Source organism: Sorangium sp. So ce295 (assembly GCF_051527405.1).
Classification (GTDB): domain Bacteria; phylum Myxococcota_A; class Polyangia; order Polyangiales; family Polyangiaceae; genus Sorangium; species Sorangium cellulosum_B.
Window position 1 is genome coordinate 10,385,444 of sequence record NZ_CP150324.1, and the last position, 14,021, is coordinate 10,399,464.

The window sequence follows — 14,021 nt, forward strand, 5'->3', positions numbered from 1 at the left end:
GTGGAGGAGCAGAGATGAGATCGAGCGGAGCTTCGTGGGTCCCCGGGCGATGCGCACAAGCGTGGCGGGTCACGCTCCTCGGAGCCGCGCTGTGCGTGCCGCCGGTCGCCAGCGCGGGCTGCGGCGATGACGGGGCGACGACCACCGCCTCGGTGTCCAGCGGCAGCGGCGGCGGCGGCGCGACGGGTACCGGCGCGGGCGGCGGCGCTGCCGGCTCCGGCGGCTCCGGCGGCGACGCAGCCGGCTCAGGTGGCTCCGGCGGCAGCGGCGCAGCCGGCTCCGGCGGCTCCGGTGGTTCCGGCGCTGCCGGCTCCGGTGGTTCCGGCGGCTCGGGCGGCTCCGGTGGCACCGGCGCTGCCGGCTCGGGCGGCTCTGGTGGCACCGGCGGCTCGGGCGGCACCGGTGGCTCGGGCGGCACCGGTGGCTCCGGCGGCTCGGATGGCACCGGCGGCGCTGGCGGCTCCGGCGGCTCCGGCGGCGACACCGTGAGCGTTCAGATCATCGCCTTCAACGACTTCCACGGCAACCTGGAGCCCCCCACAGGCAGCAGCGGCAGGATCACCGTACCTGCCACACCCACCAACACCACCGTGGACGCCGGCGGCGTCATTTACCTGGCGTCCCGCATCGCCGCGCTCCGCGCCACGAACCCGAACACCGTGGTGGTCTCGGCCGGCGATCTCATCGGCGCGAGCCCGCTCGTGTCGGCGCTGTTCCACGATGAGCCCACGATCGAGGCCATGAACCTGCTCGGCCTCGACATCAACGGCGTCGGCAACCACGAGTTCGACAAGGGCACAGCGGAGCTCCTCCGGATGCAGTACGGCGGGTGCAGCCCGGCCGACGGCTGCACGGACGGGACCTTCTTCCCGGGCGCGAACTTCAAGTTCCTCGCCGCCAACGTCGTCGTGGACACGACGAGCGGCAGGACGCTCTTCCCGCGCTACGACATCCGCGAGTTCGACGGCGTGAAGATCGCTTTCATCGGCATGACGCTGGAGGACACGCCGTCCATCGTGACGCCGATCGGCGTCGCGGGGCTGTCCTTCATGGATGAGGTCGACACGGTGAACGACATCGTGCCGGAGCTCCAGGCGCAGGGCATCGAGTCGATCGTCGTGTTGCTCCACGAGGGAGGGCTCCCCACAGGCCTCTTCAACGAGTGCCCGGGCCTCTCTGGCCCCATCGTCGACATCGCCACGAACATCGACCCCGCCGTGGACGTGATCGTCTCAGGGCACACCCATCAGGCGTACAACTGCATCCTCGGCGACAAGATCGTGACGAGCGCCGCGTCGTTCGGCCGTCTGGTGACGGACATCGATCTGGAGATCAGCAAGAGCACGGGCGACGTGACGGCGAAGACGGCGAACAACGTCATCGTGACGCGCGAAGCGCCCGACGCGGGCGTGAGCACCCTGGTGACGCGCTACAAGGACCTCGCGGCGCCGCTGGCCAACGTGCAGATCGGCACCATCACCGCGACGCTCGACCGCACGGTCCCGGCCATGGGCGCCGGGCTGTTCCCGATGGGCACGGTGATCGCCGACGCCCAGCTCGCCGCCACGCGCGACCCGAGGACCGGCGGTGCCGAGATCGCGTTCATGAACCCGGGCGGCGTCCGCACGGACCTCACCTATGCGGCCTCGTCGACCGAGGTCAGCGACGGGGTGGTCACGTTCAGCGAGGTGTTCGCGGTGCAGCCCTTCGGCAACAGCCTTGTCGTGATGACCCTCAAGGGGGCGGAGATCGACACCCTGCTGGAGCAGCAGTTCCGGGTGGACGCGGGGGGCGTGCTGCGGAGCGTGATCCTGCAGGTCTCGAACGGCTTCACGTACACCTACAGCCAGAGCGCGCCCGTCGGCGCGAAGGTCGACAACGCCTCGATCCAGCTCAACGGCGTCCCGATCGAGGCGGAGCGGACCTACCGGGTGACGGTGAACAGCTTCCTGGCGACGGGCGGAGACGGCTTCACCGTGCTCAACGACGGCACCGACCGGCTCGGCGGCGCGCTGGATCTGGACGCGCTGCGGGACTACTTCGCGGCGAACTCGCCCGTCTCCCCGCCCGCGCTCGATCGGATCACGAGCGTGCCCTAATCGGGCCTCCTGGAGCCGCGCAAGCTCGCCCCCTAGCCGCGCGGCCTTCGTGCATAGAGGAAGCGTGCATAGCCGATCTCGGCGGCGTTCTTCGTGAGCTCGACGTTGGCCCACGCGACGACGTCACCGAACGGGCGGTCCTGGAAAGGCCACCGCGTCCGTCGCGTCGAGCGCAGGTCGTCGTCGGTAGCCTGCTCGAGCACCGCTCGCCACCGGCCCTGAAGCCCTCCGATCCACGCGCGCACGTCGCCGGCGTCGCCAGGCCACGTCACGTCCTCGCGCGTGAGCGCGCCGTCGCCGAAGGCGTGGTCGAGCGCCATGGACCACCAGAAGCCGAGATGCCACGTCAGCCACGCGATGCTCGGCGGGCCGAGATCGTAGCCCTCGTGCTCCGGCCAGTCGGCGCGCCACTGGCCATCGGGGGTTTGACGAACGTGCAATCCCTGGTCAGCAGGGCGCCACAAGCACTCTTCGGTGGAGAGCCCGTCGAGGTGAAAGCTGGTGAGCTGCCAGGCTATCTCGAACTGCCGTAGCAAGTAGCCGCCGACCTCGCCGGGCATCGACGGGGGAGCGGCGTCAGGGCCATCACGTCTCATGGCCCCGACCCTAGCATGCCTGCCGTCCCTCATCCTGCCCGCGCCGCGCACCGAGATGCGACCGCGCGGCCGAGCAGGCCCTTCCGTACTGTTCTTCGAGGGAGCGAGCCCGCCCTGCCTAGCCCGGATTCACCGCGATCTGCATCTGGGCGATCACGATGTCCCCTTCCATCACGGCCTTGGCACGGAGGCCGCTGTTGCCCGCCTCGTCGGCCTTGATGGCGCCCTGGTAGTAATTCGCCAGGCTGCCGGTGGTGCGCGCCTTGTACGGCTCGTACTTGGTATGGACGGAGTCGGTGAAGGTGGGCTCGAAGTAGAACTGCGTCGTGAAGATGTGGTCTCCACCCTGGTACGTGGTGCGACCCTTCGACATCGACCCCTTCTTGAAGCAGACGAAGTGGATGTGAACGTCGCGGCCGTTGTACCAGCCGGGGAAGATGCTGCGGAACGAGACGACGCCGTTTGCGTCCGTGGTCTGCACGCCGCGACAGAAACGGTCCGTGTTGTTGAGATCGTTCTGACCCGGCCTGCCCGCATAGGGCGAGTCGGGCTTCTGCTCGCTGGCAGCACCCCTCGTCCCGAAGCCGCTGTAGAACCCCTGCCCGTCCGTGTGCCAGATGTAGACGTCCACATCGGGCAGGCCGACGCCCTTGCCATCGCAGCCGGGCGCGCTCAGGTCGACAACGCGCAGGTGGAGGTGCATCTCCACACCCTCCGGCGCGCTCTCATTGTAGCGACCACGAATGTCCTGCCGGATCAGGGAGATGTCGTCGTTCTTCTCGAGCTCGTGAATGAAGAAGGGGCCCTGACCGGCGCCGTCCGTCTTGTTGATCGCCCTGCACATCGGCACATCGTCGAACGGCGGTGCCTGGAGGCCGTCGCCGCTGCCGCTGCCGCCACTGCCTCCCGCGCCTCCCGTGCCCGGCTCGGAGCCTCCCTCGCCCGAGCCGCCCGTGCCTGCCGTGGTGGAGGTGGCCGGTCCCGCGCCGCTCGAGCTCGACGTGGCGGTGCCGGGGTCGGACCCGCCTCCTCCGGTACCCGAGGCCGTGGTCCCATTGCCCCCGGAGCTCGCAGAGCCCCCGCCGGCGCCGCTGGGGTCCTCCGACTCGCTGCCATCTCCGCACGACACGGTGACGGCAATCACTCCCAGCCCCAGGAGCGCCTGCCGCCGGTCAACGACCTTGAACAACGGGCCCTGGGTCTCGGTATCTCGTTCCTTGCTCATAAAGCAGCTCTCCTCAGGTGGTCGATGACCTGTCCGTCCGGCGGACAAGGCGCCGAAAAGGCGGCAACATCTTCCCAAGAACGGCGACAGTAAAGCATGGCGGCGCGGGGCGTGGAAGGCGGGACCCGAGCTGATCCCATATTCCCGCCTTTATGTAGTTATCCTCTGCCGTTTCACGCGCATCGGCGCGTCAGGTATCAAGGGTGACAGGGGCCTGCACGCCCCCCTGGATCCACGTGCGAAGAACCTCGATCACCGCAGGGAATCCCATGGCTCAGGCCGGCATCGGTTGCTTGTTGCACGTCGCCTCGTAGAGGGCCCCGCAGCCAGCGGCTGTGGAGTAAGACGAGGCATCCTTCGATGCATGAGTGCGCTGTGGATACAGCGCACTTTTCCAGGAGGGATGTGAGTCGCGCAAGCGACCTTTCACCGCACGATCGCGGGCCGGGGTGGCCACACCATCCGCTGCTCGGCCGCGAGCGCGGGCGAACGATGGATGGCGGGCGGCGCCGCGAACGACGCCTCCGGCGTGCCGCCGCCGGCCGCGGTCTTCTTCGGCCACCAGTCCATGCTGAGGTGGATGTGGTGGTGGTGATACGGCCACCCCTCGCCGTACGCCATCCGGTCCGAGAAGCTCGCGAGCTCGTCGTCGGTGATCTTCCGCCGATCCCGGGCCGGAAGCGCGTTCAGCCGAGCCGCGGTCCTCGACAGGAACGGCGCGATGACCTTGTCCACGCCGATGACGCGCGTGCGGGGCGAGCGGAACAGCCTGGCCATGAAGAACGCCTCCCGCTCGAGGTCGACGATGTGCTTCCGCTTCGCCGCCGAAGAGCAGTACCCGTCCTCATGCTTCGACCCGTCTCCGCAGATGATCTCCCCATCGTTCGATCCGTCCGTCTGGAAATAGGCGATGTCGATGTTGCCACCCTGGTCGTGCGTCGACTCGGGGTGACGGGGGCTGTCGACGTCGTAGCCGGGCGTGACGCCGTTGATCTGGCAGACGTCGATCAGCGAGAGCGGCGTCGTGCCCGGGAACGCATGCAGCGTCTCCGCGAGGGCGTCCCGGACGAGCATGATGAGCTCGCGCCGGGCAAAGCGGTAATTGCTGAACGTCTCCCAGATGTAACCGCCGCCGACCACCGAGTCGTCGAGGTCGGGGAACGGGAACGGCAAGAGCCCGCCGCCGCGCTCGCCGAAGCCGGCGCACTCGTCGAACGAGAAGCCGGCGTCCACGCAGCTCGGGCCGTCGACATACGGAGTCGACGTCACGTCCAGGCCATAGACGTTCTGCGCGCCGTCGTGACCGACGACCCGGACGAAGTACTCGGCGCCACCCCGCTCGGAGTAGAACCCGTAGAACTCGGTGTCCGTCTCCTGATCGCGGTACGAGTACGGGTACTGCGCGCCGTCGCGCGCGCCGAGCAGGCGGCCCACGCCGTCATAGACCACCAGATCGATGTCCCCGGCGGCCTGACGGAACCGGATGCCCACGCGGACGATGGTCCGCTCCGGCACCACGATCTTGAACCAGTCCTCGTCCCCCTCGCAGAGGGTGAGGTCCTTCGTGACGCCCATGGGCGCTGTCACCGCGGCTCCCAGGTCGTCGTTGGGCTCGAGGGCGTCGCCCTCGGCGCCGCAGGCCGAGGGGCCCTTGCGGCACGCGCCGCCATCGCAGGAGCTGCCCTCCGGACACCAGCCGGACGGGACGTCGAGTGAGCACGCGACATCGTCCGATACGCAGAGCTCCCCGAGGCAGGTCGTGCCCTCCGGGCAGGTCGACGCGCCGTCGCAGCCCGCGAAGCAGGCCGACCTGCCCTCGCCGTCGACGGTGTGACACACGTAGCCAGGCCGGCAGTCGAGATCGCTGCCGCAGGTGCTCATGCACACGGGCGAGCCGCCCTCCGCCGCGGGGAAGCAGCCCGCGCCTGGCCCGCACTCGTCGTCGCTCTCGCAGTCGAAGGCGAGGCAGTACCCCTCCACCCAGCCGTTCGGCGCCGAGGGATCCTCGTCACGATAGCAGGTCGCGCCGCGCAGCGAGCACGCCTCGTCGGCGTCGCAGGCCGCGCCGATCTCCCCGGCGCCGACCGTGTCCTCCGCGCACGCCGCGCCGCAGGCCGCGTTGCACCCGTCGCCGCGCCGGGGAGAGCACAGGCCATGACGGCTCTGCACGCCATCGCAGGTCTCTGGATCATAGAGGGGATAACACACCCCCGAGTCGGTCAGGATGTCCGTGTCGAAGCAGCGAGAGCCGGGCGCGCAGCCCTCCTCGCTGTTCGGCGCCGTACACAGCCCCTCCGCGCGCTGCATGCAGATGCCGAGCATGCAGACGGCCGCCTCGCCGTCGCAGTCCGCATCGCAGCTGCAGCTCGCGCCGGCGGGGAGGCGCTTCTGGCTCGCCCCGCCGCTCTGCACCTCGCTCTCGACCGTCAACTCCGACTCCCATGGGTCCACATCACACGCTTCCAGAGAACCCATGAGCGCCGGCACCACCACGAAGAGCCATCGCCAATGTAGATCCATGACACCTTGCCTAGTGAGGAGTGCGAGACCGCACCTGCCGAGCGTTCTAGTCACAGGCGAGGGGTAAGTGGTTATTGAAAAGAGCGCATGAGTCACGCGGGATACCCCGCGCGAAGATATTCCCATCTTCGCAGCGGCGTTGTTCTCCCCGCGCGTGGGGGCGCCCACGCGACGAGCGGCTGGCGCGCGTCCGCCGCGGTGGACTCGCGGTCATCCGACGCACGGGCCGCGCCGCGCGTACGTCCGATGACCGCGCGGCTCGGCGATCGTCGTCGGGTCGGCCCGGGGCGCCTACTCGTATTTCTGGCTGACGCGGAACGAGCCGAGCGAGCGTACGCCCGTCGCGTGCTGCTCGAGCAGCGCGAGGGCTTCCTTGAACGCAGGCTCCTCCGTGCTGCCCTCGCACTCGACGAGGAAGAGGTACTCTTCAGGGCTGTCCGGCAGCGCGCGAGAGACGATGCGCGTGAGGTTGATGTGGTGTCTCCCGAGCGCGGAGAGCGCCGCGACCAGGGCGCCCGGGCGGTGGTCCAGCCCGAACAGGAGCAGCGTCCGCCCCCCCGAGGCCGGCGGCTCCGCGGCCCTCCCGACGATGAAGAAGCGCGTGATGTTCTCGCCCTTCGCGCCGAGCTTCGGCACGAGGATCTCCAGCTTGTAGATGGCCGCCGCGCCCTTGTTGCCGATCGCGCAGGCCTCGCCGTCCTGCGCCGCGCGCTCGACCGCCTCGGCGGTGCTCTCGGCCTCGAGGATCTGCGCGTCAGGGTAGGTCTCGCGCAGCCAGTCGCCGCAGTGCTTGAGCGGGACGAAGTGCGAATAGATGCGCTTCGGCGCCACGCCCGCCCTGCCGAGGAGCGACAGCGTGACGTGCAGCGAGAGCTCCTCGCACACGGCGAGCGCGGCGCCCGTGCCCTCGCGGCGGATCAGCTGATCGACGGTGTCGTAGATCGGGCCGCCCAGCGCGTTCTCGATCGGCACGACGCCGTAGGTCGCCGCGCCGCCGGCCACGGCGTCGAACACCTCCGAGATGGTGCGCCGGGGCGTGAGGTCCGCGCTCGCGCCGAAGCGCCGGGACGCGACCTCGTGGCTGAACGTCCCGGGCCGCCCGAAGTAGGCGACCCGCCGGCGCTGCGCCGGGGCCCCTGCCGCGTCGCTCTCCGCGGGCGCCGCGTCGTCGCCGCGCGCCGTCCCTGGCTTCCCCGCGTCAGCCGACATGAGCGATGGGCGCCTCGCCGGCGCCCGCGCGGACGGTCGCGATGCGCCCCCCGCAGGGCGCGCCGCTCCGCCGTGGGGCCGGCATCCTTCGATGGAAGCTGTGCATCGAGCGCCGCCTGTCTACCGGCGCGATGCGGCGGCGTCCAGCGAGGAAAGCGGCGGCGTCCGCCCGCGCGAGGAGGCGCCAGCCCCCGCGGTGCACCAGGCAGCCGCCGAGCCCACCCGCGTGGCGATCGCGCTTCATCAGCCAGGCGGGAGCACCATCGTTGCCGACGATGCCGGAAGGCCCCCTGACGCGGTTCAGGTGAGGAACGATCGTTACATCCCGAGAACCATCGTCAAGCGGCGCTTTCCCGAGCGATTCGGCCTGCATGCGCGCAATTGCGCAGGCGGAGGGTGGCGCAGGAGATAACCACACGAACACACATTCGACCACTTTTTCGATCGAATTTTGCCTGTGATCGCCCCGACCAGATTTTGCAAGTTCCGTTTCTTGTGATAACGATCGTTACGCGATGTCGGGAACGGGGCGTGGAGGCCACGGTTCAGGGCCGCCGAACGACAAAGAAGGCGCCTACTGGCGGATCTTCAACAAGAAAACGATCGTGCTCGTGCGCCGATGGCTTCGCCTCCTCGGGGTCCCGCGGCGGGATCGCTGGGACATCGCCCAGAACGTGATGCTCGCGGCGCATGAGAGCTTCGGGAACTACGATCCGGAGCTCGGGCCGTCCGACCGCTGGCTGAACAAGATCGCTGTCCACGCCGCGTCCCACTACGGGCTGCGCGAGCGGCGCCGGAGGGAGGACCCGTTGCCTGACGACTTCGACGCAGAGCTCGACGAGCCCTCGGCCGAGGAGCAGATCATCTCGGCGTGCGACCGCCTGTTCGCGCGCGCGGTCCTGCGCGAGCTCGACGCCGAGTTCGGCGCGATCCTCACGGCCCACGACATCGAGGGCGTGCCCATGGCGGACTTCGCGAGCCGGGCGGGAATCCCCCTCTCGACGGCGTACAAGCGGCGGAGCCGAGCGCTCGCCGCGTTTCAGCAGCTGGCCATGCGGCGCCTCGCGTCGATGCCCGGAGCAGAGGCGCCGGGCGGCGGCCGGCCGGAGTCCGGCGCCGGGCCACCTCGCGTCGCGGGCTGGTCCGCGCGGACGTGACGGCTCAGGGGCTCATCGCCCGCGGCGGTTCGATGACGAGGGGGCGGAGCCGCGCGACCCGCGCTCCTCGGGTCGAGGCCGCGAGCGGGGCCGCGCGCGATCCGGATCCTCGTTGATGAGCGCGAGGATGGCCTGCTTCTTCGGCGAGTCGTCGGGCTCGATCAACAGAAAGAGGAGCGCCTCCTGGAGCGCCTCGGGCGCGCGATCGAAGCGATCGGCGACGACCGCGGAGACCGGGCTCCTCCCGTCGCCGGGCAGGAGGAGCCGAGCATCGCAGTTGAGCCCCTGTGCGATGAGCGCCAGCGCGCCGAGCCCGAGATCGCGCTCGCCGCGCTCGACCTGCCGCAGGTAGGTCGCCGAGAGGCGCGCTTTCTCGGCGAACTCGGCGTAAGTGAGCCCGTGCAGCTGCCGGAGCACGCGAATGGCTCGACCGACCTCCTTGGGAAGCGCATCGCTCATGGCCGGCGCAGCCTATCAACTCCCGCCGCGGCCGGAAAAGGACGATCGCACGCTTCACCCTGCATTCGCGGGGGCGCACGTCGATGTCCGTTACTTACTTTAACTGATTCAGCTCCTCCAAGAGCGCCCGGGAGTGCGAGTTCTCGCGCTTCTCGATCGCTATGCCGGTGAGGAGGGGCGCTTGGCCGCCGCTCGGGTCGACGCGGGGTCAGCGTCGGTTGCGTCGGTTGCGTCGGTTGCGTCGGTTGCAGCCGCGGGGCGCTTCTGTCATTCCTGGCGCGTTCGCTGGCAGGATGTGCGCTGGTTCGAGCGCGTGTCTCGACCCCTCCGGGGGACGGCAAGGGGTTCGATGATCCGTCTGGAGCTTTCAGGAGAGCACACCCGGCTGCACTCGACGCTGTGCGCCCAGTGCCCGCAGGGCCCCGCGGGGTGCTGCGTCAGCCCGCCCGAGCTCGACTGGACGGACATCGGGCGCATCGTCTCCCTCGACGGCCGCGGCTGGCTGCTCGAGCAGATCGCCGCAGGCAACCTGCTCCCCGTGAGCCGCGGACTCGAGCTCCGGCGCGTGCGGAAGCGGGAGGAGCGCACGGCCCCGCGGCAATCGAAGTGCGTCTATCACGGCGCGCGCGGCTGCTCCGTCCCCGCCGAGCGGCGGGCCGCGACATGCAATTACTTCCTCTGCGAGGACGCCTTCGCCGAGCGCACGGACGGCCAGGCGGATCCTGCGTCCGCCGAGAGCCGCCGGGCGCACGCGCTCCTCCGGGACGTCTACGGCCGCTGGGACCGTGAGCTCGCCGAGGCGGTCGCGTCCCGCCCGGAAGGGCCGACGTGGGACGCGGCGTTCCTCGACTGGCTGGGCGCGGAGTTCGAGCGGCTCTCGCGCGCGTCGCGCGACGCGCTCGGCGAGCTCACCGCGCGTGGATCTCGATAGAGAGCGCCGCTGGCGCAGCGAGCGCGCCCGTCTCCCGGGGATCGCCCGTCACAGCATGGCGACCGGATCCACGTCGATGATCACCCGGGCGTTCCGGTCAAGGCCATCCCTTATCAGCCCGGTCAGCGCCGCGAGCGCCCCCCGGAGCGGACCGCGATCGCGCGCCCGGAGGAGCACCCGGAACCGGTAGCGCCCGCGCAGCCGCGCGATCGGCGCCGCCGACGGGCCGAGCACCTCGACGCGCCGGGCGGCCCCCTCGGGGCAGGTGCGGGCGTGGGCCGCGAGCTTCGCCGCGGCGCCGCGCCCCACGCTCTCGTCGACAGCGTCGATCCGGAGCAGCGCGAGGCGCGTGGCGGGCGGATAACCCACCTCCTCGCGTTCGCGGATCTCCCGCTCGAGAAAGCCAGGCACGTCGTGCGCCGCGGCGAACGCGATGGCCGGGTGCTCGGGGTTGCGCGTCTGGATGAGCACACGGCCGGGGCGGTCGCGCCGCCCCGCGCGCCCGGCCACCTGCACGAGCAGCTGGAAGCCGCGCTCGGCCGCGCGGAAGTCGGGCAGCCCGAGCGCGGCGTCGGCGTTCACAACGCCGACCAGGGTCACGTTGGGCAGGTCATGGCCCTTCGTGACCATCTGCGTGCCGACAAGGATGTCGATCTTGCCCTCGCGCATCCTCGCGAGGATCGCCTGCGAGCGATCCTTGCCGGCGACGTCGCGATCGAGCCGCGCCACGCGCGCCTCCGGGAACGAGCCGGCGATCGTGGCCTCGAGCCGCTCGGTGCCGAGCCCCTCGAGCAGCAGGTTCCGCGCGCCGCACGCGCCGCAGCGGTCCGGCAGCGGCCCCGCATAGTCGCAGTAGTGGCAGCGCAGCCGCCCCCCCTCCGGCCGCTCGTCGAGCGGCGCCGCGGGCGCGGGCGCGCCGCCCGGCGAAGGCGGGCGCGGGTCGCGGCGCCGCCCGCGGTGGTACGTCAGCGCGACCGAGCAGGCGTCGCACGTGGTCAGCGTCCCGCACGAGCCGCAGACGACGCTCGGCGCGAAGCCGCGGCGGTTCAGGAAGAGGATCGCCTGCTCCTTCGCCGCGAGCGTCTTCTCGAGCGCGCGGTGCAGCGGCAAGGAGATCAGCGGATCGCCCGAGGGGCCGGCGCGGAAGCGGCGGAGATCGACGAGCGAGACCTCGGGGAGGCTGGCCTCGCGGTGCGCGCGGTCCGGCAGGCGCAGCTCGGCGAGCTTGCCGCGGCGCACCAGCGCGACGGACTCGATGGAAGGGGTCGCGGAGCCGAGCACACACACCGCCCCCGCGCGGTGGGCGCGGAGCAGCGCCATGTCGCGCGCGTGGTAACGCACGCCCTCCTCCTGCTTGAACGAGCCGTCGTGCTCCTCGTCGACGAGGATGAGGCCGAGGTCCGGCACCGGCGCGAACAGCGCGGAGCGCGCCCCGATGGCGACGCGCACCTTGCCGACGTGGAGGCTCGCCCACATCGCGTGGCGATCGGCGTCGCTCAGCCCGCTGTGCAGCACGGCGAGCTCGTCGCCGAAGCGGGCGCGGAAGCGCGCAACGAGCTGCGGGGTGAGGGCGATCTCCGGCACCATGACGAGCGCGCCGCGGCCCCGGTCGAGGCAGCTCTTGATGGCGCGCAGGTACACCTCGGTCTTGCCGGAGCCGGTCACGCCGAAGAGGAGGAACGCGCTCGGCCGCGGCTCCTGCCCGGCGGGCCGCGGCTCCTGCCCGGCGGGCCGCGGCTCCTGCCCGGCGGGCCGCGGCTCCTGCCCGGCGGGCCGCGGCTCCTTTTGGGTGCTCGCGGGGTGCTCCCCTCCCCCGGACGGCGCGAGCGCCGCGAGCGCCGCGTCGATGCGCGCCGCAGCCTCGGCCTGGGCCGCGTTGAGCTCGGGGGGCACGTCGCGCTCCTCGGCGCGGCGGAAGAACGGGTCGCGCGGCGGCTCGCGCTCGTCCAGGGCGACGAGGTTGCGCTCGGCGAGCTTCTTCAGGGCGCTGCGCGCGTTGCCGAAGCGCTCCTCGATCCGCGCGACCGGCTGCTCGCCGTTCGCCCGGAGCAGCGCGAGCACCGCCGCGGCCTGCCCGCGGAGCGTGCCGGGCTCCTCGACGACGTCGGTCGCGCTCGCGTACGCGACCTTGCGGCCGCCGACCTGCTTGGCGCGGCCGAGGTCGAGGACGCCGCCGAGCTCCCCCTGGGCCTTGAGCGCGCGCACCTGCTCGCGCTCGATCGCCGGCAGCGCGAGGCGGAGCACCTCGCCGATCGGCGCGAAGTAGTAGGCGGCGAGCTCCTGCAGGAAGGCGAGCAGCTCCGCCGGCAGCGCCGGGCGCGCGTCGACGAGCGCCGCGAGCGGCTTGATCTTGGACGGGTCGATGGCCGCGCTGCGCTCGCTGACGGCGAGCACCACGCCGAGCAGCTTGCGCCGATGGAACTCGCAGAGGACGCGCGCCCCCGGTCGGACCTCGCCGGCGAGCGCGGCGGGGACCTCGTAGGTGAAGGCCTGCGAGAGCGGGACGGGCACCGCGACGTCGGCGAGGAGGGGCATCGCTCCGGGAAGGCCGCGCGCAGCGCGGCACGGGCGAGATACCAGAGAACGCCGCCCGGGACGAGGAACGCAGGGCGTGCGCGCGGGCGCCGCGCCGGGCCCGAAAGGAAAGACTCCAAAAAAAAGCGCCGCCGGGGCCTCGGGGGGGGGAAGGCCGCGCCGGCAGCGCTGGCCGGACATAGAGCACCGTCCATGCCATCCGCGGGATTCGCGATTCGAACGTATTTCACTTCAGATGGGGCGCTCGTCGATTTCGAACCTGAAATTTCGGTAAAGCACCATTGCAAAAGCGCACTGCGCGGCCTGCTCGAGCGTCGCAGCGGCACGCGCCGCGGGAGGGCATGGGAACGCCCGACCCGCTCCCGCGGGGTCCGCCGATTGCTCCGGATCCGGTCAGGGGTTCACCGCTGGACGCTCGGCGGGGCGGGCGCCATGCGCTGGAAATCCGCGCAGCCACGCGCCTCGGAGGAGGGGAACATGATCGGAACCGCAGTCTTGGGGGGAATCGAGGAGCAGGACTGGATCGACCGGATCGCGGACCCGCTTCAGCGCGGCATCCAGTCCGTCCTGAGGCGAGCGCCGACGGTCGCCAAGGTGCTGCATGGCAAGTTCCTCGGGCACCCGTTGCACCCGGTGCTGGTGACCATCCCCATCGGCGCCTGGTCCTGCGCGCTGGTGCTCGATCTCGCCGGCGTCGGCCGCAGGCGGCGTCGTCTCGATCGGGGAGCGGACGCGACCGCGGCCATCGGCCTCGGCGGGGCGCTCGTGGCCACCTTCGCCGGGCTCGCCGACTGGAGCACCACCCTCGGCCCCGCGAAGCGGATCGGCTTCGTCCACGGCGCCGTGAACCTCGCGATCGCCGGCCTGTACGGCGCCTCGCTCGCCTCCCGGGCGATCGGGCTGCGGCCGCTCGGGATCGCGCTGTCGACCGCGGGGTTCGGCCTCGCGGGGGCGAGCGGCTGGCTCGGCGGAGAGCTCATCTACCGCTACGGCGTCGGCATCGGCACCGACGCGTGCGAGCGGAGGCCGGAGATGCAGGTGCCCGTGCCCGAAGCGCCGATCGCCGACGCGGGCTGACGGCGACGGGCGCCGGACGGGAGCGAGGCGCGACGTTCTCCTCGCCCGAGCGGGCGCTGGAACGCCCATCACGTTGAAACCCGGAGAATTTTCACAGGGAGGCGGGGAGGCGGGGAGGAAGAAAAATGAACTTCTCCCTCTTGCCGTCTCTCGCTCCCCGCCTCCCCGCCTCCCTGTGAAACTCTTGCTTTTTCTCGTGGTTTCAACCCGTTT

At 71.2% G+C, this 14,021-nt stretch carries 10 protein-coding genes; 4 read left to right on the forward strand and 6 right to left on the reverse strand.

Annotation, left to right across the window (positions count from 1 at the left end; genetic code table 11):
- Positions 1–14 precede the first annotated feature (14 nt).
- Positions 15–2,099 (forward strand): bifunctional metallophosphatase/5'-nucleotidase, encoded by a 2,085-nt coding sequence (locus WMF11_RS39395; protein WP_437974460.1) that lies wholly within the window; start codon positions 15–17, stop codon positions 2,097–2,099.
- 32 nt (positions 2,100–2,131) lie between these two features.
- On the opposite strand, the gene WMF11_RS39400 is transcribed toward WMF11_RS39395, so the two are convergent.
- The 4 genes from WMF11_RS39400 to WMF11_RS39415 form a co-directional block, all read right to left on the reverse strand.
- On the reverse strand, positions 2,132–2,695 hold the full coding sequence (locus WMF11_RS39400) for a DinB family protein (protein WP_437974461.1): 564 nt from the start codon (positions 2,693–2,695) through the stop codon (positions 2,132–2,134).
- A 118-nt stretch (positions 2,696–2,813) separates the two neighbouring features.
- Complete coding sequence (locus WMF11_RS39405; RefSeq protein ID WP_437974462.1) at positions 2,814–3,920, reverse strand: hypothetical protein; 1,107 nt, start codon at positions 3,918–3,920, stop codon at positions 2,814–2,816.
- Between the two features lie 426 nt (positions 3,921–4,346).
- Entirely contained in the window at positions 4,347–6,440 is a 2,094-nt protein-coding gene (locus WMF11_RS39410; RefSeq protein ID WP_437904293.1) for a PPC domain-containing protein, read from the reverse strand.
- A 291-nt stretch (positions 6,441–6,731) separates the two neighbouring features.
- Positions 6,732–7,649, reverse strand: a complete 918-nt coding sequence (locus WMF11_RS39415; protein WP_437904294.1) for a prephenate dehydratase — start codon at positions 7,647–7,649, stop codon at positions 6,732–6,734.
- A gap of 515 nt (positions 7,650–8,164) precedes the next feature.
- Here WMF11_RS39415 and WMF11_RS39420 point away from each other — a divergent pair.
- Positions 8,165–8,806: an RNA polymerase sigma factor gene (locus tag WMF11_RS39420; RefSeq protein ID WP_437974463.1), complete on the forward strand. Its 642-nt coding sequence runs from the start codon at positions 8,165–8,167 to the stop codon at positions 8,804–8,806.
- Positions 8,807–8,818: 12 nt separating this feature from the next.
- Here WMF11_RS39420 and WMF11_RS39425 read toward each other — a convergent pair whose 3' ends face one another.
- Positions 8,819–9,265, reverse strand: coding sequence for a helix-turn-helix domain-containing protein (locus WMF11_RS39425; RefSeq protein ID WP_437544900.1), 447 nt, complete (start codon positions 9,263–9,265; stop codon positions 8,819–8,821).
- Positions 9,266–9,614: 349 nt separating this feature from the next.
- Here WMF11_RS39425 and WMF11_RS39430 point away from each other — a divergent pair, with 349 nt between their 5' ends.
- Complete coding sequence (locus tag WMF11_RS39430; protein WP_437974464.1) at positions 9,615–10,196, forward strand: hypothetical protein; 582 nt, start codon at positions 9,615–9,617, stop codon at positions 10,194–10,196.
- A gap of 48 nt (positions 10,197–10,244) precedes the next feature.
- Here WMF11_RS39430 and priA read toward each other — a convergent pair whose 3' ends face one another.
- Positions 10,245–12,731 (reverse strand): replication restart helicase PriA, encoded by a 2,487-nt coding sequence (gene priA / locus WMF11_RS39435; protein ID WP_437974465.1) that lies wholly within the window; start codon positions 12,729–12,731, stop codon positions 10,245–10,247.
- A gap of 477 nt (positions 12,732–13,208) precedes the next feature.
- Here priA and WMF11_RS39440 point away from each other — a divergent pair, with 477 nt between their 5' ends.
- Positions 13,209–13,808, forward strand: coding sequence for a DUF2231 domain-containing protein (locus WMF11_RS39440; RefSeq protein ID WP_437904298.1), 600 nt, complete (start codon positions 13,209–13,211; stop codon positions 13,806–13,808).
- Positions 13,809–14,021: the final 213 nt, after the last annotated feature.